The sequence below is a fragment of the Nocardiopsis sp. CNT312 genome (genome assembly GCF_000515115.1).
Classification (GTDB): Bacteria; Actinomycetota; Actinomycetes; order Streptosporangiales; family Streptosporangiaceae; genus Nocardiopsis.
In genome coordinates this window covers 21,513-40,158 of the sequence record NZ_AZXF01000012.1, presented here as the reverse complement: position 1 = coordinate 40,158, position 18,646 = coordinate 21,513, and the positions used below count along the sequence as shown (strand labels likewise).

Genomic DNA, 18,646 nt, shown 5'->3' with positions numbered 1-18,646 from the left:
GGTCGAAGACCCGACGGCCGGGGTCAGCGGGCGGAGAGGGGGAGATCGAAGGCCTCGCACACGGCGCGCCACACCTGCTTGGTGTCCACGCCGTCGGCGAGGGCCTGGTGCACGGTGCGCGAGCCGAGCCCCTCGATGACGTAGTCCCGGGCCAGGCTGTCGGCGTAGGCCGCGCCGAACTGCTCGTGCATGTTGTTCCAGAAAACCGTGAGTCTCATCGGCCCCAGTATCGGCGATCGGCGCGCCCGGGGCATCCCTCCTCGGCGATGTCGCCGGCGGTGGCGGCGCGGGGGTACGCCGGCCACCTCCTGCGCCCGCCCGCGGGAGCGCTCACACGGTGGAGGAGAAGACCTCCTCGCGGGCGCGTTCGAGGGCGCTGAGGAGGGCACCGCGGGCGACGGGGCTGCCCTCGACGGTACCGAGGGCGACCTCGGCGGCGTTGGGGGCGATGCGCGCGGTGGCCTTCTGGACCCGTTCGGCGAGCTTGGCCCCTCCGGCTCGGGCGACGTCGCCGCCCAGGACGACCAGTCCGGGGTCGAGGATGACGGTGACGGCGGCGACCCCCCGGGCGAGGCGTTCGGCGAAGGCGTCGAGGAAGGCGTCGCCCTCCGGGGTGGCGGCCCCGGCGGCCTCGGCGACGACCTCGGTGACGTCGGAGCCGCCGATGCCGTACCCGGCGGCGAGGTCGACGACCTGTTTGGCCTTGACGAGGGCCTGGAAGCCGTGGGAGAGGTCGCCTCCCCTGGGTTCGTAGGCGCCGGAGGCCCCGACCTCGGAGGGCATGGGCGCGCCGGGGACGGGCAGGTAGCCGATCTCGCCGGCGCCGCCGGACCGGCCGCGGTGGATGCGGCCGTCGATCATGGTGGACATGCCGACGCCGCCGGCTGCGCTCAGCCAGATGAGGACGAACTCGGAGGTGTCGGCGGCGGCGCCCTCGGCGTGTTCGGCGAGGGCGGCGAGGTTGACGTCGTTCTCGATGACGACGGAGCGTTCGAGGTCGGCGCGCAGGGCGTCGAGGACGCCTTCGTGCCAGGACATGAGGTCGAAGGAGAAGCGGATGTCGCCGGTGCGGGGGTCGACGACGCCCGGGGTGCCGATGACGCAGGCACGTACCCTGTCGAGGGGGACTCCGGCGGTGTCGGCGAGGCGCATGACGGAGGTGTGGACGAGGGCGACGGGGTCGTCGGAGTCGGTGGGGTCGACGGTCACCTCGCTGACCACGGTGCCGGTGATGTCGGCGATGGCGGCGGTGACGCGGCGGGCGCTGACGTCGAGTGCGGCGACGTAGGCGCTCTCGGGGACCAGGGCGTAGAGGGCGGCACTGGGTCCGCGTCCGCCGGCACGGCTGCCGACGACGCGGACGAGGTCGCGCTCCTCCAGGCGTGCCAGGAGCTGGGAGGCGGTGACCTTGGACAGGCCGGTCCTGGTGCCGATCTGTGTCCTGGTCAGGGGGCCTGACGACAGGAGTAGTTCCAGTGCCGCGCGGTCGTTGAGTTGGCGCAGCAGTCGGGGAGTCCCCGGGCGTTGAGACATAACCGTGACACCTCGTCCTGTTTTTATTAGGAAAGTTTCCTGTTAATTTAGCTCACAACCTCAGAGGAGGCCATGTCCCGGCAGGGCCCGACGTTCGGAAAGACCCCGGACCAGGACCGTCCCGGCGGCACCCGCACCGTCGGGACCAGGCGTGGCCGACGTGCTATCCCAGCACACCCCCCGATCAGTCGTCGAGGCGGGCGGGGTCCTCCCGACCCGCTTCGAGCACAGGCGTCCCGCGCGGCACGTCGTGCGAAGGGAGAACAGGTACACATGAAGTTCCCGAAGATCGCCGCGGCCTCGGCCGTGGTCCTGCTCGCCGCAGCGTGCGGTGGCGGCTCCGACTCCACCGGCGACGGCGGAAGCGCCTCGGCCGACAGCCTCACCGTCTGGGTCATGGGCAACTCCCGTGACGACCTCGTCGAGTACTTCGACGGAATCGAGGCCCGCTTCCAGGAGGACCACTCCGACACCGCGGTCGAGGTCGAGTTCATCCCGTGGCCCGACGCCCAGGAGTCCATCACCAACGCCGTCGCCGGCGGTGACGCGCCCGACGTCATCGAGATCGGCAACGACCAGGTCTTCAACTGGGCCTCCCAGGGTGCTCTGCTGGACATCACCTCCCAGGTCGAGGGGTGGGACGCGGTCTCGGAGCTGGACCAGAACGCCCTGGAGTACGGCTCCTACGACGGTTCCCAGTACGGCGTGCCGTGGTACTCCGGCGTACGCACCCTGTACTACCGCGCGGACTGGCTGGAGGCGCTCGGCAAGGAGCCGCCGACGACCTGGGACGAGGTGCTCGACGTCGCCGAGGCCATCGAGGGCGAGTACGACGTCCCCGGCTTCGCCGCTCCGACCGACTTCACCAACGGTATCGCCAGCTTCGTCTGGAGCAACGGCGGCGAGATCGCCACGCAGGACGCCGACGGCTCGTGGGTGGGCCAGCTCACCTCCCCGGAGACCGTGGAGGCCATCGAGTTCTACGCGGGCCTGTCCCTGGACGGCGTCTCACCGCAGAGCTACGTCGGTGAGAACGAGCTCATCCCGCTGGCCGACATGGCCAACAGCGAGCTGGGCATGTACATCGACGGCGGCTGGGCGCTCGGAGCCATGGCCGACCAGGCCGAGGACCCGGCGGTCCTGGACGCCATCGTCGCCGCGCCGATCCCCGGAGCCGACGGCATCGCCCCGGCCTTCGCCGGCGGCTCCGCCCTGTCGGTGTTCTCCACCACCGAGCACCCCGAGCTGGCCTTCGAGCTGCTGACCGTCCTGGGCGACCAGGAGGGCGGCAAGGGCTTCGCCGACGTGGCCGGCTTCTTCCCCGCCTACCCCGCGCTGCTGGACGGCGAGGAGTACCGGGAGGACCCGAACACCGCCGCCGCGGCCACGCAGATGCAGAACACCCGCTTCTTCCCGACCACCCCGCGCTGGACCGCGGCCGACCAGGACAGCAAGATCCTGCCGGGCGCCGTCCTGGACATCGCCCGGGGCGAGGACCCGGAGACGGTCCTGGAAGAGGCCAACCAGGAACTCTCCACGATCCTCAACGAGCCGGTCGAATAGCCGGAACCGACTCACCGTGCAGTGCTGTTGCCGGGCGGGGTCCGCGTGGGGCCCCGCCCGCCGTATCCGGCCCGCGCCTCGATTGAGAAGACCATGGCACAAACCGTCGAACCAGCGACCACAGACGGGGCCGAGCGACCCGCCGAGCCCCCCGCGGCCCGAGCCGCGAAGCGCCGTCGCACCATCCCCGCCCCCTACCTGCTCATCGCCCCGGCACTCCTGATCCTCGCGGTCGTGCTGCTGTGGCCGATCGCGCAGATGGTGGGGTACTCGCTCACCGATTTCACCACCCGCAACCTCCTGCCCAACCAGCCCGGACCGAGCTGGAACGGCTTCGCCCACTACCGCGAGCTGCTGACCGACGGCGGGTTCTGGACGATCCTGCGCAACACCGTCGTGGTGTGCGTCCTGATGGTCGGTATCACCATGGTGCTGGGCACCCTCGTCGGACTACTGCTGCACCAGACGCCGAAGTGGTTCGCGGGCTTCGTCTCCATCGGCATGATGCTCGCCTGGGCCACACCCGCGCTGAGCGCCTCGCTGGTCTTCCGCTGGCTCTTCCTGCCCGAGCGTGGACTGGTCAACGTCGCCCTCGACCAGCTGCCGGACTGGCTGGTGGGCGACGGGTGGCTGGAGTACAACTGGTTCCTCGAACCGCTCTCGCTGTTCTCCGTCCTCGTCATGGTGATCGTCTGGCAGTCCTTCCCCTTCATCGCCGTCTCCGTCCTGGCCGGGCTCAAGAGCATCCCGAGCGAGCTGTACGAGGCGGCGAAGATGGACGGCGCCAGCGCGTGGAAGGCCTTCTGGAACATCACGTTCCCGATGCTGCGTCCGCTGTTCGCCCTGCTCCTGGTCCTCCAGATCATCTGGGACCTGCGGGTGTTCACGCAGCTCTACACCCTGGCCAACAGCTTCGCGAACAGGGACGTCTACCTGCTCTCGTACTACATCTACCAGCAGGGCTTCAGCGCCACCCCGGCCAACTACGGCATGGGGTCGGCGATCGCGGTGGTCATGACCGTGATGATCCTGGCCGTCACCGCCTACTACCTGCGCATCATGATCCGCCAGGGGGAGACCCGATGACCGCCGACGCCACCACGACCACATCCGCAGCGCGCGGGGCCGCCGGGCAGGGCGCCCGCACCGGGAAGGGCTACCGGCGCAGCCCGCTCAAGCGCCTGCGTCAGGCACCCCTGTACCTGGCGGGACTGGCGGTGTTCCTGTTCTCCGTCTTCCCCGTGTACTGGATGGTCGTCACAGCCTTCAAGCCCACGGGCGAGATCTTCACCAGCGACCAGCGTGCCTTCCCGCAGGAACCGACAGTGGAGCACTTCGACCAGGTGCTCAACGGACAACTGATCCCCGGGGTGAACTTCTGGCATTTCCTGGTCAACAGCCTGATCGTCACGGTCGGCGCCGTGGCCCTGGGCGCCGTCCTGTCGCTGCTGGCCGCCGTCGCGGTGGCGCGGTTCCGATTCCGGATGCGCAGTGCCTTCATCTTCGTGCTGCTGGTGATCCAGATGGTGCCGATGGAGGCGATGATCATCTCGCTCTTCATCAACTTCCGCCAGCTGTCCGACATCACCGGGGCGGAGCTGCTGGGCAACCTGTCCGGGCTGCTCATCGTCTACACGGCCGTGTCCCTGCCGATCACCGTGCTGATGCTGCGCGGTTTCGTCGAGGCGGTCCCCCAGGAGTTGGAGGAGGCCGCGGCGATCGACGGGGCCGGCCCGTGGACGGTCTTCTGGCGCATCCTCATGCCGCTGGTCGCGCCGGGCCTGGTCGCGGCGAGCATCTTCGCCTTCATCACGGCTTGGAACGAGTTCGTCGTCGCACTGACGTTCCTGGGCCGCAGCACGGACGACTTCACACTGCCGTTGACGCTGTCCTACTATTTCGGCCGCTACGGCACCGAGTGGGGGGCCATCATGGCGGCGTCCACGCTGCTCACGGTACCCGTGATGGTTTTCTTCCTCTTCGTCCAGAAAAGGATGGTCTCCGGCCTGACCATGGGTGCCGTCAAGGGCTGAGGCCCGCCCCCGTCGAACAGGCCGCCCCGCCCGGATGGTCCCCCGAGCCGCGTCCGCGGGACCACCCCCTTCACCAGCCACACGTCTGCCTCGTGCGCCCCCGAGCGCCCGGGCACCCGCGCCCACCGAACGGAAAAGATCACCATGCGCAACGACCGGACCCTGGAACGGTTGGCCAACGCCACCCTCCTGGTGCCCTTCGAATCCCACCACGCCCCGCGCTGGGTCCTTGAGGGTCTGGCGGACGGTGTCGCCGGTGTCTGCCTGTTCCACAACAACCTGGAGGGCCCCGAGCAGGTGGCCGCGCTCAACGCGCGCCTGTCCGAGGCCGCCGACACCCCCCTGATCTCACTGGACGAGGAAGGGGGCGATGTCACCCGCATCGGCCAGGCCCAGGGCAGCGACTACCCCGGCAACGCCTCCCTCGGCGCGGTCGACGACCCGGAGCTGACCCGGGCCACCCTGCGCTCGCTGGGCGGGGTGCTGGCGGGCCTGGGCTTCAACCTGGACCTGGCACCGTCGGTGGACGTCAACGTCGCCGACGACAACCCGGTCATCGGGACCCGCTCCTTCGGTTCGGACGCCGCACTGGTGGCGCGCCACGCGGCGGCGTCGGTGGCCGGTCTCCAGGAGGCGGGTGTGGCGGCGTGCGCCAAGCACTTCCCCGGGCACGGTGCCACCTCGCAGGACTCGCACCACGTGCTGCCGCGCGTGGACGCCGCCGCCGACCTGCTGCACCGGCGCGAGCTGCGGCCGTTCCGGGCCGCGGTGGAGGCCGGGGTCCGGTCGGTGCTGACCGCGCACATCGAGGTCCCCGCGCTGGGTGCCGAGGGTCCGGCGACCCTGTCGGCGAACGTGGTCACCCGCCTGTTGCGCGAGGAGCTGGGGTTCACCGGCACAGTAGTCAGCGACGCCATCGAGATGCGCGGGGTGAGCGCACGCATCGGGATCCCCGAGGCGGGTGTGCGGGCGGTGGCGGCCGGCTGTGACCTGCTGTGCCTGGGCCGCCTGGTCTACGGCGAGGAGGTCGCGGCCGTACGCGACGCGCTGGTGGCGGCCGTGCGCGAGGGGCGGCTGCCCGGCGAGCGTCTGGAGGAGGCGGCCGGGCGGACGCGGGAGCTGCGTTCGTGGATTCGCGCCGCGGCGCCCCTGCGGGCCGCGGCAGCGGGGTCGGCGACCGGGGGGATCGGGCTCACCGGCGCCCGGCGGGCCGTGCGGGTGGAGGGCGGTCTGCCGTCCCTGTCCGACCCGTACGTGGTGGAGGTGGAGGCCCCTCCCGGTATGGCCGTGGGCGACGTCCCGTGGGGGCTGGGGCCGTGGTTCCCCGGCACCGAGCGGGTGGCCCCCCTGCCCGACCTGGCCGGGGAGATCCTGGACCGGTCGGGCGACCGCGACCTGGTCGTGGTGGTCCGAGACGCCCACCGCTATCCGCAGACGCGGGAGCTCGTCACACGGCTGCTCGACGCCCGGCCCGGCGCCGTGGTCGTGGAGATGGGGCTGCCGGTGTGGCGGCCCGGCACGGGCACGCATGTGCGCACGTACGGGGCGGCACACGTCAACGGGCTGGTCGCGGCCGAGCTGCTGGGGGCCAGGGACGCGGTGGGGACGGTCCGCTGACACTCTGTCGCGGTGTATGTCCCATCGACCCGGTCGGAGAAGTACTCTTGACGGTAGCAAGTCGGGCAGCGGCCTCTCCGCCACCGCCCGGTGCCCTATTCGCCCTTCCAACCACGGCATAATCACAGCATGCGCCTTTCAGCCCGGGTCGACTACGCGCTACGCGCGGCCGCAGAACTCGCCGTCGCCGGCGAGGGGCCGGTGACGGCCGAGCAGCTCGCACGCGCCCAGGCCATTCCCGGAAAGTTCCTGGAGAACATCCTCACCCAGTTGCGCCGGGCCGGCCTGGTGCGCAGCCAGCGCGGTCCCGTCGGCGGCTACTGGCTGGCCAAGCCCGCGGCGGAAATCTCGCTGGCCGACATCATCCGCGCGGTCGACGGGCCCCTGGCGAACGTGCGCGGGGAGCGTCCCGAACACGTGGACTACGACGGTGCGGCCCGCAGCCTGCAACAGGTGTGGATCGCGCTGCGGGCCAGTGAGCGGGCGATCCTGGAGGGGGTCAACCTCCAGCACCTGGTGTCCGACGAACTACCGGAGACCGTGCGGGTGCTGGCGGAGGATCCGGAGGCCTGGGTCAACCACACGCACACCTGAGCGCACCGTGACCACGGAAGGAGCCGACCACTGTCGGCGGTCGGCTCCTTTTCCGTGGTCACATCGACGAGACCGGACGGACTTCGGGGGCGTCAGACCCCCACCATGTCGGCGACTTCGGGAACGCGGTCCGGCACCGGTTCGATGCCGAGCTCCTCGGCGGCCACAGGATCGGCGACCGTGTCGCCCAGCAGCGCGGCCTCCTGGAGTTCCGCGAGGGCGAGCTGGTCGGAGACCTCCCGCAGAACCTGTGAAAGCGGGACACCCAGTGCCCCGCAGATCGATGAGAGCAGCTCGGAGGAAGCCTCCTTCTGCCCGCGTTCGACCTCCGACAGGTATCCGAGGGACACCCGAGCATCGGCCGACACCTCGCGGAGGGTTCGGCCCTGGCGCTGTCGCAGCCGCCTGAGCACGTCACCAAGTAGGTGACGAAGCAGGACCATCATTCGCGCTCCCTCCCACCGGTAGCGACCTTCATATACAACACCGTACCTGTCCCACGCCCGATTCGGGCATCTCTTCCCCTCCTGTTCGCTGGAGGGGGAACCACCAGGTGAGGCGGTGGTATTCCCTGTGGCCGGGGGATGGGGCCCGTCTCGGGGTCAGGGTCATACGGGGTCCGCGGCGCCTGCGCGGACGGTCGCCTCCAACAGTTCCAGGGCACCCTCGACCGTGAGATACCGGATACCCGCACGATCGCCGGTGAAACGGAATTCCCTGACGGCGTCGGTCTCACCGGGTGTGGACACGGCGGCGAACACGGTTCCCACCGGCCTGCCGTCCTGGGGGTCGGGACCGGCCACACCGGTCACCGCGACCCCGTAGTCGGCGTTCAACAGCGCGCGCACACCCACGGCCATGCGGGCGGCCACGTCCGGGTGCACGGCTCCGCTGGCGGCCAGCAGGGCGGCGGGGACGCCCAGGAGCGCGGCCTTGGTGTCGGTGGCGTAGGTGACGACGCCGCCCCGGTAAGTGTTCGAGGCACCCGGCACCGAGGTGAGGTGGGCTCCGATGAGCCCGCCGGTGAGGGATTCGGCGGTGGCGCAGGTGGCACCGCGCTCCAGCAGGGCGCGGTGGACCGCCGCGGCGGACGCGGCTGCGGGGTCCGTGCTCTGCGGGGCACTCACTCGGGGCGCTCTCCCCCGCCGTTCCCGGCCTCTCTGGTGGAGCGGACCAGACGGACCGCGTCGAGCACGTAGACCAGGCCGGTCCACAGGGTGACGGCCAGTGCGGCGGCCATCGCGATGTGGGCGATCCACGCGAACACGTCGGTGAACGGCAGCAGCCCGAACGGGAACAGGTAGAGCAGCAGCGCGGTGATCTGGAGGACGGTCTTGAGCTTGCCGCCCTGGCCGGCGGGCATGACGCCGTAGCGCAGGACGGCGAAGCGCAGCGCCGTGACGCCCCACTCGCGGACGAGTATGGCGATGGTCACCCACCACCACAGGTCGCCCTGGAGGGAGAGGACGACCAGGGCGGCACCGGTGAGCGCCTTGTCCGCGATCGGGTCGGCGATCTTGCCGAAATCGGTGACGAGGTTGCGGCGGCGCGCCAGTTCACCGTCGATCCGGTCGGTGATGGCGGCGACCGCGAAGAGGGCGAACGCGGCGAGCCGCCACCACGGCCCGTCGAGGAACATCCACCACACGAACACCGGCACCATGACCAGGCGGCTCATCGTGAGGATGTTCGCGATGTTCCACAGCGGAACGCGGGGGGCGGGGGACGCCGCGGAATCGTGGCTGCTCATCGATCTCCGATTTCACCGTCCGGGGTGGGCGCCTCCTGTTCGGCGACCAGGTCGGCGCCCAGGGACTGGACCACGGTGGCCGGTACCAGGTCGCCCACGGCCAGGCCCTCGCCGTAGAGGATGGTGCCGCCGTCCACCTCGGGGGCCTGGTGGTCGGCGCGGCCCTCGTAGGCGCCGTCCTCCAGGACGGCCTCGACCAGGACGTGGATGCGGTCGCCGACGCGCTCCTCGGCGCGCTGGGCCATGAGCTCCTCAGCGAGGCGGCTGAGCCGGTCCACGCGCTCCTCGATCACGTCGTCGGGGAGCTTGCCCTGGTGGCCGACGGCCTCGGTGCCCTCCTCGTCGGAGTAGCCGAACACGCCGATGGCGTCCAGCCGGGCCTCGTTGAGGAAGGCGACCAGGTCCTCGAACTCCTCCTCGGTCTCGCCGGGGAAGCCCACGATGAAGTTGGAGCGGGCTCCGGCCTCGGGAACGCGTTCGCGCACGGTGCGCAGCAGGTCGAGGAAGCGCTCGCGGTCACCGTAGCGGCGCATGCGGCGCAGCAGCGTTCCGCTGGCGTGCTGGAAGGAGAGGTCGAAGTAGGGGACGACGCCCGGGGTGCGGGTGAGGACCTCCACCAGGTCGGACCGTATCTCGGCGGGCTGGAGGTAGCTGACGCGGACCCGGTCCAGCCCCTCCACGGCGGCCAGGCGCGGCAGGAGCTTCTCCAGGGCGCGGACGTCGCCGAGGTCCTTGCCGTAGGAGGTGGAGTTCTCGCTGACCAGGAACACCTCGCGCACGCCCTCGCTCGCGAGCCACTGGGCCTCGCGGACGATGTCGTCCGGGGTCCGGGAGATGTAGGCGCCGCGGAAGGCGGGGATGGCGCAGAAGGTGCACCGCCGGTCGCAGCCGGAGGCGATCTTGAGGTTGGCGACCGGGCCGCCGGTGAGGCGCCTGCGCGGAACGGCGGCACGGTAGGGCAGCGCGGTGCCCTCGGCGCCCTCGGAGTCGGCGAAGGCGGCGTGTCCGGGCACGTGGACCTGGGAGGCGTCACGCTCGACGGGGCTGATCGGCAGCAGGGTACGCCGGTCGCGGGGGTCGTGGGGGACGAGGGTGCGTCCGGCGACGACGTCGTCGAGGCGTTCGGAGATGGCCGCGTAGTCGTCGAAGCCGACCACCTGGGCCTCGGGCAGGGAGGCGGCGAGTTCGGAGCCGTAGCGCTCGGCCATGCATCCGGCGGCGACGACGTGGCCGCCGTTCTCGGTGGCCTCCAGGATGGTCTGGATGGAGTCCTGCTTGGCGGCGTCGATGAACCCGCAGGTGTTGACGACGGTCACGTCGGCGTCGCCGTCCACGAGTTCCCATCCGCCTTGCGCGAGGCGTCCGGCCAGCTCTTCGGAGTCGACCTCGTTACGCGCGCACCCCAGGGTGACGAGCGAGACAGTACGGCGCGATGACATGGCTTCCAAGGTGTGGGAGAGCTTCGTTTGCGTGTGGGATGCCGCGGATCCGTCCGCGCACGGCCTTGGCGCCGACCGGCACCGCCCACAGCCCCCCACACTACCGCGCGCGGCCCACCCGCACGTACCCGCCCGTCCGGCTCCAGACAGCGCCCGAGCGCCCCGGAGGAGAACCGCGCCGAAGACGTCCTTGGGGGTGGGTGACGGGCGGGCCCGCGGGGCAGCACGAACACGGCGGGGTATCGGTGCGGTGTGCCTCAGTGCACGACACCGTCGGCTCCGACGGTGACGGTCGTGACCTCCCTCTCCGCGCTGAGGGGACCCATGCCGCGTCCGTCGACGCTGAGGTCGAGGGTGTTGGCGTTGCCGACCCACAGTTCGAGGGTGTCCGGGGTGGTAAAGGTGCGGGTGTCCCCCGCCAGGAGGAACCCCGTGTAGAGGGGGGTGCCGTCGGAACGGGAGACCTGGAGCCAACTGCGTTCGGTGGCGGTGAGGCCGATGGTGGTCTCGGTGTTCCCGGCGGCAGTACCCTCGGCGACGGTGCCCTCGCGCGGGGCGGCCGGTGTGGGGCCGCCGTCCGGGGAGAGCGCTTCGGAACTGCCCAGTCCGGCTTCGAAGGCCGAGCGCAGGTCCTGTCCCCTCTCCCAGTCGTTCCAGGCGCGTACCCCCGCGAGGACCGCCAGGGCGAGGATGATACCGACCACGGCCCAGGGCCAGATGCGGCGGACCCGGTCGGAGCGGCGGGTGGCGCTGACGGCCGGTCGGGGGGCCGGACGGCGTTCTCGCGGGCGGCGCCCGCTCGGGCCCTCCGGGCTCGTACGGGGCGCGGGGACGGTGCCGCGCCGGGGCACTCTCCCGCGGACGGAGACGGGCAAGTGCTGTCGGCGTTCGAAGTGGCCCCAGCGCTCGGAGCCCTCGGCGGAATCGGTGCCGCCTCCCTCCTGCGGGGTGCCTCGTGGCGCCACGTGCACCTGTTCCCGGTCGTCCCCGGCGTGCTCCGGGGGCGTCTGGGAGCGACGGGGGAGGGGGGCGAAGGCGGGTCTGTCGCGGCCCGCGTGCTCGCGGTCGAACTCCTCCAGGAGCGGTGCGGGGTCCATGCCGAGGGCGCGGCAGAGGCCGCGGATGTGGCCGCGGGCATAGAAGTCACCGCCGCAGGGGTGGAAGTCCTCCGCCTCGATACCCAGCAGGACCGGAACCCGGATGCGTGTACGGGTGCTGAGGTCCGCGACCGTGAGCCCGGAGGCCGCTCGGGCCGCCGCCAGGGTCTGACCGATCGTCGCCATGCACACTCCCCCGCTACTGTGGGCACTCACACGTCTCCACTCTGCTATCAGAGTCGGGTTCGCGCAGGTCACCACGCCCAAGAGAGGATCAAAAACCATCCCAAAAACGGAGAGACCGCCCCGAGCGGGCCTCATCCGCCGCGGAGGTCCTCCAGGACGGCGGGGAGGTCGTCGGGGGTGACGAGGACGTCGCGGGCCTTGGAGCCCTCGCTGGGACCGACCACGTCGCGGCTCTCCATAAGGTCCATCAGCCGCCCGGCCTTGGCGAAGCCCACGCGCAGCTTGCGCTGGAGCATGGAGGTGGAGCCGAACTGGGTGGTGACCACCAGTTCCACGGCCTGCACCAGGAGGTCGAGGTCGTCGCCGATGTCCTCGTCGACCTCCTTCTTCCTGGTCTCCGCGGTGGCGACGTCCTCGCGGTAGTCCGGTTCCGATTGCTTCTTGCAGTGCTCGACGACCGCCCGGATCTCCTTCTCCGACACCCAGGCGTTCTGGAGCCGGATCGGCTTGCCCGCGCCCATGGGCAGGAAGAGCGCGTCGCCCTTGCCGACGAGCTTCTCGGCACCGGCCTGGTCGAGGATCACGCGGCTGTCGGAGAGGCTGGAGGTGGCGAATGCCAGGCGGGAGGGCACGTTGGCCTTGATCAGGCCGGTGACGACGTCGACGCTGGGCCGCTGGGTGGCGAGCACCAGGTGGATGCCGGCGGCGCGCGCCAGCTGGGTGATGCGCACGACGGCGTCCTCGACATCGCGGGGGGCGACCATCATGAGGTCGGCGAGCTCGTCGACGATGACCAGCAGGTAGGGATAGGGCATGTATTCGCGTTCGCTGCCGGGGGGCGCGGTGAGCTCGCCCGCGCGCACGGCGGCGTTGAAGTCGTCGACGTGGCGGTAGCCGGAGGCGGCCAGGTCGTCGTAGCGCCGGTCCATCTCGCCCACGACCCACTGGAGGGCCTCCGCAGCCCGTTTGGGGTTGGTGATGATGGGGGTGATCAGGTGTGGAATGCCCTCGTACATGGTCAGTTCGACCCGTTTGGGGTCAACGAGGATCATGCGCACCTCGTCGGGGGTGGCACGCATCATCAGCGAGGTGATGAGCCCGTTGATACAGGTCGACTTACCGGCTCCGGTGGCACCCGCGACCAGCACGTGCGGCATCTTGGCGAGGTTGGCGACCACGTTGGTGCCCTCGACGTCCTTGCCGAGTCCGACGAGCATCGGGTGGTCGTCCGCGGTGGCCGAGGACGAGCGCAGCACGTCACCCAGGCTGACGATGTCCTTGTCGGTGTTGGGGATCTCCACGCCGATGGCGGACTTGCCGGGGATGGGCGACTGGATGCGCACGTCGGCGCTCTTGACGGCCAGGGAGATGTTCTTGGCCAGCGCGGTGACCTTCTCGACCTTGACCGCCGGTCCCAGCTCGATCTCGTAGCGCGTCACGGTGGGGCCGCGGGTGAAGCCGGTGACCTGGGCGTCGATACCGAACTGGGTGAGCACGCCCGACAGCGCCTCGACCACGGCGTCGTTTGCCCTGGTGCGCGGCTTGGCCGGGCTGCCGGGTTTGAGCGCCGCGGGCGGCGGCAGTTCGTAGTCGCCCTCCACCACGCGGGAGGGGATGGAGAGCTGCTCGGTGGCCTCGGGCGGCGGCGAGGGGTCGGGGGCCCTGCCGCGCTTGCGGGAAGAGCCCTGGCCCGGAGCGGGCTTCCTCCCCCGTCCCTTCCCGTCCCGCTCCGCCTCCTCGTCGTCGCCGAGGGCGGGGGTCAGTGGCGCCTGGTCGCGGTCGCCGGGCAGGACGGGGCTGTCATAGGGGCGCTCGTGGTCCCCGGCCACCGTCTCGCCCTTGCCGGGGCGCCGCTTGGGTCCGCGCCGCGGCCTGCCCTTGCCCCTGTCGGACCCGTCACCCAGGATGCCCAGGCCGGAGTCGGGTCCGCCGTCGCGCTCCATGAGGGCACCGAAGAGCGCGTTGAGCCGTTCGGGGATGCGCCGGATGGGGGTGGCGGTGACGACAAGGATCCCGAAGAGCAGGACCAGCAGCAGGAGCAGGCCGGTGAGCCAGGGGGTGATGACGGCGCTGAGCGGGCCGGAGGCCACGAAGCCGATGAGCCCGCCCGAGCCCATGAGCGCCTCCAGGCCGTCGGAGGGGCCCGGCACGCCGTGTCCGATGTGGATGAGCCCCAACAGCCCGAGCATGATCGCCGTGCCGCCGATGAACAGGCGTCCGGCGTCGCCCTCCCGGACGGTGCCGGGGGTGCGCATCAGCCTGACAGCCAGGGGCAGGAACAGCAGGGGCAGGATCGGGGAGAACGTACCGAAAGCGCCGACCACCACGGCCCGGGTGACCTCCAGCAGCAGGCCCTCGCTCTGCCACCACACGGCGCCGGCGATGAGCAGTCCGGTGGCGAGCAGGACCAGCCCCAGGCCGTCCCTGCGAAGGTCGGGGTCGAGGCCGCGGGCGCTGCGTCCCACCGCGCGGGCGGCGCCTCCGACGGTGTGCGCCACGATCTTCCACAGCACCAGCATGAGCTCTCCGAGCATGGTGAAGGCGTAGGCGATGGGTCCGTCGGGCATCCTCGGGGCCGAGGACCCCTTCCGCTTGGAGCGCCCGGAGGGGGTGGAGCGCGGGGCCATCGGGGGTTACCTCCAAGAGACGCCTCGTTCGACTCCGGCGGGCAGGGCGGCACGCCGCGCCCGGCCATTTTACTAGGGCGGTGCCATGCCGTCGGATTTCACGCGGCGTGTCCCCTGTTCGGTCCCGTGAAGAGCGCACGGCCCGGCGGCGCCGGCTGCGCCTCGGGCCGTGCACGGGTCGGACCCGGTCAGACCTCCACCAGGACCGGGATGATCATGGGGCGCCGACGGTAGGTCTCGTTCACCCAGCGTCCCGCGCTGCGCCGGACGAGCTGGCGAAGCTGGTGCGGGTCGTTGACGCCGTCGGCGGCGGCCTTGTCGAGGGCTGCCTGGAGGCGGTCGATGACGTCGTCGTAGGCGTCGGGCGCGATGCCCGCTCCGCGGGTGTGGATCTCGGGTTCGCCGAGGATCTTGCCGGTGGTGGAGTCCACGGCCACGACCACGGAGATGAACCCCTCTTCGCCGAGGATGCGGCGGTCCTTGAGCGAGGCCTCGGAGACGTCGCCGACCGAGGAGCCGTCCACGTAGACGTATCCGGCCTGGACCGCGCCGACGATCTTGGCACGGTTCTTGTACAGGTCGACGACGACGCCGTCCTCGGCGATGGAGATGCGGTCCTTGGGGACGCCGGCGAGCTGGGCGAGCTCGGCGTGGGCGCGCATGTGCCGCCACTCGCCGTGCACGGGCAGGAAGTTGCGCGGACGCACCATGTTCAGCACGTACAGCAGTTCACCCGCGGAGGCGTGTCCGGACACGTGGACCAGGGCGTTGCCCTTGTGCACGACCTTGGCGCCCCAGCGGGTGAGGCCGTTGATGACCCGGTTGACGGAGTTCTCGTTGCCCGGGATCAGCGAGGAGGCGAGCAGGATGGTGTCGCCCTGCTCGATCCGGATCTGGTGGTCCCGGTTGGCCATGCGGCTCAGGGCGGCCATGGGCTCGCCCTGCGAGCCGGTGCACACCAGCAGGACCTCCTCGGGCGGCAGGTCGTCGAGCTGCTTGACGTCGACGATGGTGCCGCCGGGGATGCTGAGGTAGCCCAGGTCGCGCGCGATGTTCATGTTGCGGACCATGGAGCGGCCCACGAACGCGATCTTGCGCCCGTGTTTGACGGCGGCGTCGATGACCTGCTGCACGCGGTGCACGTGGGAGGCGAAGCAGGCCACCACCACGCGCTTGTCGGAGGTGCGGAAGACCTTGTCGATGGCCTCGTTCAGGTCGCGTTCGCTGACGACGAACCCGGGCTGCTCGGCGTTGGTGGAGTCCGACAGCAGCAGGTCCACGCCCTCGTCACCGAAGCGCGCGAAGCCGCCCAGGTCGGTGAGGCGCCCGTCCAGCGGCAGTTGGTCCATCTTGAAGTCGCCGGTGTGCAGCACCGTGCCAGCGGGGGTACGGATACCGACCGCCAGTGCGTCCGGGATGGAGTGGTTGACCGCGAAGAACTCCAGACCGAAGGGGCCGAAGTCGTGCCGCTCGCCCTCCTCCACCAGGAACGTCTCGGGCTTGATACGGTGCTCACCGAGCTTGGCGGTGATCAGCGCCAGGGTGAGCTTGGATCCGACGATCGGAATGTCGGGGCGCTCGCGCAGCAGGAAGGGGACCCCGCCGATGTGGTCCTCGTGCCCGTGGGTGAGCACGACCGCCTCGATATCGTCGAGCCGGTCCCGGATGTAGTCGAAGTCCGGCAGGATGAGGTCGACGCCGGGCTGCTCCTCCTCGGGGAAGAGGACACCGCAGTCGACGATGAGCAGGCGGCCGCCGTACTCGAAGACCGTCATGTTGCGGCCGATCTCACCGAGGCCGCCCAGCGGGACGACGCGCAGGGCCCCGTCGCCGAGCGGCGGCGGGGGCCCCAGTTCGGGGTGCGGGTGGCTCACAGCGACCCCTCCGCCAGGCGCTCGACGTGGACGGCGCTGGCGGGAACGGCCTGGTGGGGAGCGAGGCCGATGGGGCCCTTGACGCCGGCCGCGGCCAGGTCCTCGCGCAGGAGCGCGGTGAGCTCGTTGGAGGCCTCCGCCAGGGGGGTGCGCACCGGACCGGCGGGCAGGCCGAACAGGTTGAGCACCGCCTTGGTGGTGATGACGCCCTGGGTGCGGAACATCCCCGTGTAGACGGGCGTGAGGCGGCGGTGGATGGCCAGTGCCTGGCCGACCTCTCCGCTCTCGAAGACGTCGATCATGTCGTGCAGGTCCTTGCCGACGATGTGGCCGCAGACGCTGACGAACCCGGCGGCCCCCACCGACAGCAGGGGGAGGTTGAGGATGTCGGTGCCGCAGTAGTAGGCGAGGTCGGTGCGCTCCATCACCCACGAGCTGGCGCCGACGTTGTCCTTGGCGTCCTTGTTGGCGACGATGCGCGGGTGGTCGGCCAGCCGGACCAGTGTCTCGGAGGCGATCGGCGTCCCCGTGCGGTGGGGGATGTCGTAGAGCATCACCGGCAGTTCGGTGGTGTCGGCGATCGTCGTGAAATGCTGGATGAGCCCTTCCTGCGGGGGCTTGTTGTAGTACGGGGTCACGGCGAGAAGGCCGTGCGCCCCGGCCTTCTCCGCGCCCCTGGCGAGCCTGACGCTGTGGCGGGTGTCGTTGGTGCCCACACCGGCCACGATGGTGGCGCGGTCGCCGACCGCCTCCAGGACCGTGCGAAGGAGCCGGTCCTTCTCGTCGTCGCTGGTGGTGGGCGACTCCCCCGTCGTCCCACTGATGATGAGGCCGTCGTTGTTCTGCTCGTCGACCAGGTACGTGGCCAGTCGGGCCGCGCCGTCGTAGTCGATTTCCCCGTCTTCGAGCATGGGCGTGACCATCGCGGTCAGCATCTTGCCGAAGGGACGGTTCTTCGTGTCCGTCATGGCTTCTTCAGGCTTCCGGGCCGCCCGCCTCGTGTGCGTGGTGGCCCGGGGTGCCCCTCCCCCTCTCGTCGGTGTGTCAACAGTCGAAAGAACCCGTGCGCGGGCGCGGGTCTGCGGCACCGCGTACCGCCGCCGCGACCGGTGGAGTCCGCTCCGGTCGCGGGAAAGATCGTGTGGGCTCCGCGGTCGGCGCCGCGGTGCCGTTGCGGGTCCGCCCGTCCTCGTGGGTCGAGGTAGGGGGCCCGGGAAGTGAACCTACCCCCTCCGGACCCGCCCCACGCGGGCGGGCCCGGATCCGCCGCAGGTCAGGGCGACGGGAACGGGAGGTCAGGGGGGATGGGTCAGTCGTCGCCGTCGGGCAGGAACAGCCCCAGCAGCCAACTGACGACGGAGATGACGATCGCCGCCCAGAACGCCGGCCAGAACCACTCGACCTCGAAGGCGAGGCCGACCTGTCCGGCGATCCACCCCGTGAGCAGAAGGAGCAGCGCGTTGACGACCAGCCCGATCAGTCCCAGGGTCAGGGCGTAGAACAGGCATCCCACGGCCTTCACGATCGGTTTGATGATCGCGTTGACCAGGCCGAAGATCACACCCACACCAAGGTAGACGAGGATCTGCCCGAAGGTGTCCTGGGCCGTGACGTCGACGCCGTCGATGAGGAAGACAGCCGCCCAAAGGGCGAGCGCGTTCACGATAACTCTGATAATGAGGCTCACGACGTAGATGTTCCCATGCCATGGCAAGGTCGGGAAACTCCGATCACGATGATCTTGCCTCGACAAGGAGGCCGCCCGTGTCCGGCGCCCAGTTCGTCCGCCCCGCCCGCACCTCCGACGTGGACGCCGTCGTGGCCGTCCAGGTGGAGTCGTGGCGGGCGGTGTACGGGGACCTGATCCCCGGGGAGGTCCTGGCGGAGATGTCCGGACCGCAGGCGCGCGCCAGCTTCCACGCGCAGTGGACCGCAGCGCTGGAGTCCCCGCCCACGTCCAAGCACCGGCTGGTGGTGGCCACGGACCTGATCGACGGGGAACGGACGGTGACGGGCTTCGCCGCGTTCGGTCCGGCCGGGGACCCCGACCTGTGGCCCGCCAGGGACGCGGAGGTGTTCGCGCTGCACGTGGACCCGGGGCATGTGCGCCGGGGGCACGGGAGCCGCCTGCTGAACGCGGCGGTGGACCAGCTCGTGGAGTCCGGCTGCGCGACCGTCCACGTGTGGGTGCCGGAGGCCGGCAACGCCCTGCGCGCGTTCTTCGAGTCGTGCGGGTGGCGCGCGGACGGGGCCCGGCGGGAGATCGACCTGGGCGAGCGGCTGCCGATGGTGCGCCTGCACGCCGCCATCGGGGAGTAGTGGTCCGGGCGGAC

17 protein-coding genes are annotated in these 18,646 nt (G+C 70.8%); 6 read left to right on the top strand and 11 right to left on the bottom strand.

What is annotated here, in order from left to right; genetic code table 11:
• Positions 1–23 precede the first annotated feature (23 nt).
• Complete coding sequence (locus B042_RS24705) at positions 24–218, bottom strand: DUF3046 domain-containing protein (protein WP_081748588.1); 195 nt, start codon at positions 216–218, stop codon at positions 24–26.
• A gap of 112 nt (positions 219–330) precedes the next feature.
• Positions 331–1,533, bottom strand: coding sequence for an ROK family transcriptional regulator (locus B042_RS0103985; RefSeq protein ID WP_028647162.1), 1,203 nt, complete (start codon positions 1,531–1,533; stop codon positions 331–333).
• Between the two features lie 273 nt (positions 1,534–1,806).
• On the opposite strand from B042_RS0103985, the gene B042_RS0103980 reads away from it, so the two are divergent.
• From B042_RS0103980 to B042_RS0103960, 5 genes are all read left to right on the top strand, one after another.
• Positions 1,807–3,096 carry an extracellular solute-binding protein gene (locus B042_RS0103980; RefSeq protein WP_028647161.1) on the top strand — a complete coding sequence of 430 codons (1,290 nt, stop codon included), beginning with the start codon at positions 1,807–1,809 and terminating at the stop codon, positions 3,094–3,096.
• A gap of 93 nt (positions 3,097–3,189) precedes the next feature.
• Positions 3,190–4,182, top strand: coding sequence for a carbohydrate ABC transporter permease (locus tag B042_RS0103975; protein ID WP_028647160.1), 993 nt, complete (start codon positions 3,190–3,192; stop codon positions 4,180–4,182).
• Complete coding sequence (locus tag B042_RS0103970) at positions 4,179–5,129, top strand: carbohydrate ABC transporter permease (RefSeq protein WP_028647159.1); 951 nt, start codon at positions 4,179–4,181, stop codon at positions 5,127–5,129. The genes B042_RS0103975 and B042_RS0103970 overlap by 4 nt, the downstream gene beginning before the upstream one ends.
• 144 nt (positions 5,130–5,273) lie before the next feature.
• Complete coding sequence (locus tag B042_RS0103965; protein ID WP_028647158.1) at positions 5,274–6,746, top strand: glycoside hydrolase family 3 protein; 1,473 nt, start codon at positions 5,274–5,276, stop codon at positions 6,744–6,746.
• Positions 6,747–6,875: 129 nt separating this feature from the next.
• Complete coding sequence (locus B042_RS0103960; protein ID WP_028647157.1) at positions 6,876–7,340, top strand: Rrf2 family transcriptional regulator; 465 nt, start codon at positions 6,876–6,878, stop codon at positions 7,338–7,340.
• A gap of 92 nt (positions 7,341–7,432) precedes the next feature.
• Here B042_RS0103960 and B042_RS0103955 read toward each other — a convergent pair whose 3' ends face one another.
• The 9 genes from B042_RS0103955 to B042_RS0103915 all read right to left on the bottom strand — a co-directional run bounded on the left by B042_RS0103955 (position 7,433) and on the right by B042_RS0103915 (position 18,000).
• Entirely contained in the window at positions 7,433–7,786 is a 354-nt protein-coding gene (locus B042_RS0103955; protein ID WP_028647156.1) for a helix-turn-helix domain-containing protein, read from the bottom strand.
• 162 nt (positions 7,787–7,948) lie between these two features.
• Entirely contained in the window at positions 7,949–8,467 is a 519-nt protein-coding gene (locus tag B042_RS0103950) for a CinA family protein (RefSeq protein ID WP_028647155.1), read from the bottom strand.
• Positions 8,464–9,090 carry a CDP-diacylglycerol--glycerol-3-phosphate 3-phosphatidyltransferase gene (gene pgsA / locus B042_RS0103945; RefSeq protein WP_028647154.1) on the bottom strand — a complete coding sequence of 209 codons (627 nt, stop codon included), beginning with the start codon at positions 9,088–9,090 and terminating at the stop codon, positions 8,464–8,466. The genes B042_RS0103950 and pgsA overlap by 4 nt, the downstream gene beginning before the upstream one ends.
• Complete coding sequence (gene rimO / locus B042_RS0103940; protein ID WP_028647153.1) at positions 9,087–10,529, bottom strand: 30S ribosomal protein S12 methylthiotransferase RimO; 1,443 nt, start codon at positions 10,527–10,529, stop codon at positions 9,087–9,089. Before rimO ends, pgsA begins: the two co-directional genes overlap by 4 nt.
• A 257-nt stretch (positions 10,530–10,786) precedes the next feature.
• Positions 10,787–11,812, bottom strand: coding sequence for a helix-turn-helix domain-containing protein (locus tag B042_RS0103935; RefSeq protein ID WP_051415453.1), 1,026 nt, complete (start codon positions 11,810–11,812; stop codon positions 10,787–10,789).
• A gap of 131 nt (positions 11,813–11,943) precedes the next feature.
• Complete coding sequence (locus B042_RS0103930) at positions 11,944–14,439, bottom strand: DNA translocase FtsK (protein WP_028647151.1); 2,496 nt, start codon at positions 14,437–14,439, stop codon at positions 11,944–11,946.
• A gap of 188 nt (positions 14,440–14,627) precedes the next feature.
• Entirely contained in the window at positions 14,628–16,313 is a 1,686-nt protein-coding gene (locus B042_RS0103925) for a ribonuclease J (protein ID WP_028647150.1), read from the bottom strand.
• Positions 16,310–17,281, bottom strand: a complete 972-nt coding sequence (dapA, locus tag B042_RS0103920) for a 4-hydroxy-tetrahydrodipicolinate synthase (RefSeq protein WP_028647149.1) — start codon at positions 17,279–17,281, stop codon at positions 16,310–16,312. Before dapA ends, B042_RS0103925 begins: the two co-directional genes overlap by 4 nt.
• 341 nt (positions 17,282–17,622) lie before the next feature.
• A complete protein-coding gene (locus B042_RS0103915) occupies positions 17,623–18,000 on the bottom strand; it encodes a phage holin family protein (protein WP_081748587.1) in 378 nt (125 codons plus the stop codon).
• A gap of 77 nt (positions 18,001–18,077) precedes the next feature.
• On the opposite strand from B042_RS0103915, the gene B042_RS0103910 reads away from it, so the two are divergent.
• On the top strand, positions 18,078–18,632 hold the full coding sequence (locus B042_RS0103910) for an N-acetyltransferase (protein WP_028647147.1): 555 nt from the start codon (positions 18,078–18,080) through the stop codon (positions 18,630–18,632).
• Positions 18,633–18,646: the final 14 nt, after the last annotated feature.

Bases quoted from the DNA above. Each gene is read 5' to 3' on its own strand.
- pgsA (WP_028647154.1), bottom strand. From the start codon at position 9,090: ATGAGCAGCCACGATTCCGCGGCGTCCCCCGCCCCCCGCGTTCCGCTG.
- dapA (WP_028647149.1), bottom strand. From the start codon at position 17,281: ATGACGGACACGAAGAACCGTCCCTTCGGCAAGATGCTGACCGCGATG.
- B042_RS0103965 (WP_028647158.1), top strand. From the start codon at position 5,274: ATGCGCAACGACCGGACCCTGGAACGGTTGGCCAACGCCACCCTCCTG.
- B042_RS0103930 (WP_028647151.1), bottom strand. From the start codon at position 14,439: ATGGCCCCGCGCTCCACCCCCTCCGGGCGCTCCAAGCGGAAGGGGTCC.
- B042_RS0103985 (WP_028647162.1), bottom strand. From the start codon at position 1,533: ATGTCTCAACGCCCGGGGACTCCCCGACTGCTGCGCCAACTCAACGAC.
- B042_RS0103980 (WP_028647161.1), top strand. From the start codon at position 1,807: ATGAAGTTCCCGAAGATCGCCGCGGCCTCGGCCGTGGTCCTGCTCGCC.
- rimO (WP_028647153.1), bottom strand. From the start codon at position 10,529: ATGTCATCGCGCCGTACTGTCTCGCTCGTCACCCTGGGGTGCGCGCGT.
- B042_RS24705 (WP_081748588.1), bottom strand. From the start codon at position 218: ATGAGACTCACGGTTTTCTGGAACAACATGCACGAGCAGTTCGGCGCG.
- B042_RS0103955 (WP_028647156.1), bottom strand. From the start codon at position 7,786: ATGATGGTCCTGCTTCGTCACCTACTTGGTGACGTGCTCAGGCGGCTG.
- B042_RS0103960 (WP_028647157.1), top strand. From the start codon at position 6,876: ATGCGCCTTTCAGCCCGGGTCGACTACGCGCTACGCGCGGCCGCAGAA.
- B042_RS0103975 (WP_028647160.1), top strand. From the start codon at position 3,190: ATGGCACAAACCGTCGAACCAGCGACCACAGACGGGGCCGAGCGACCC.
- B042_RS0103970 (WP_028647159.1), top strand. From the start codon at position 4,179: ATGACCGCCGACGCCACCACGACCACATCCGCAGCGCGCGGGGCCGCC.
- B042_RS0103935 (WP_051415453.1), bottom strand. From the start codon at position 11,812: ATGGCGACGATCGGTCAGACCCTGGCGGCGGCCCGAGCGGCCTCCGGG.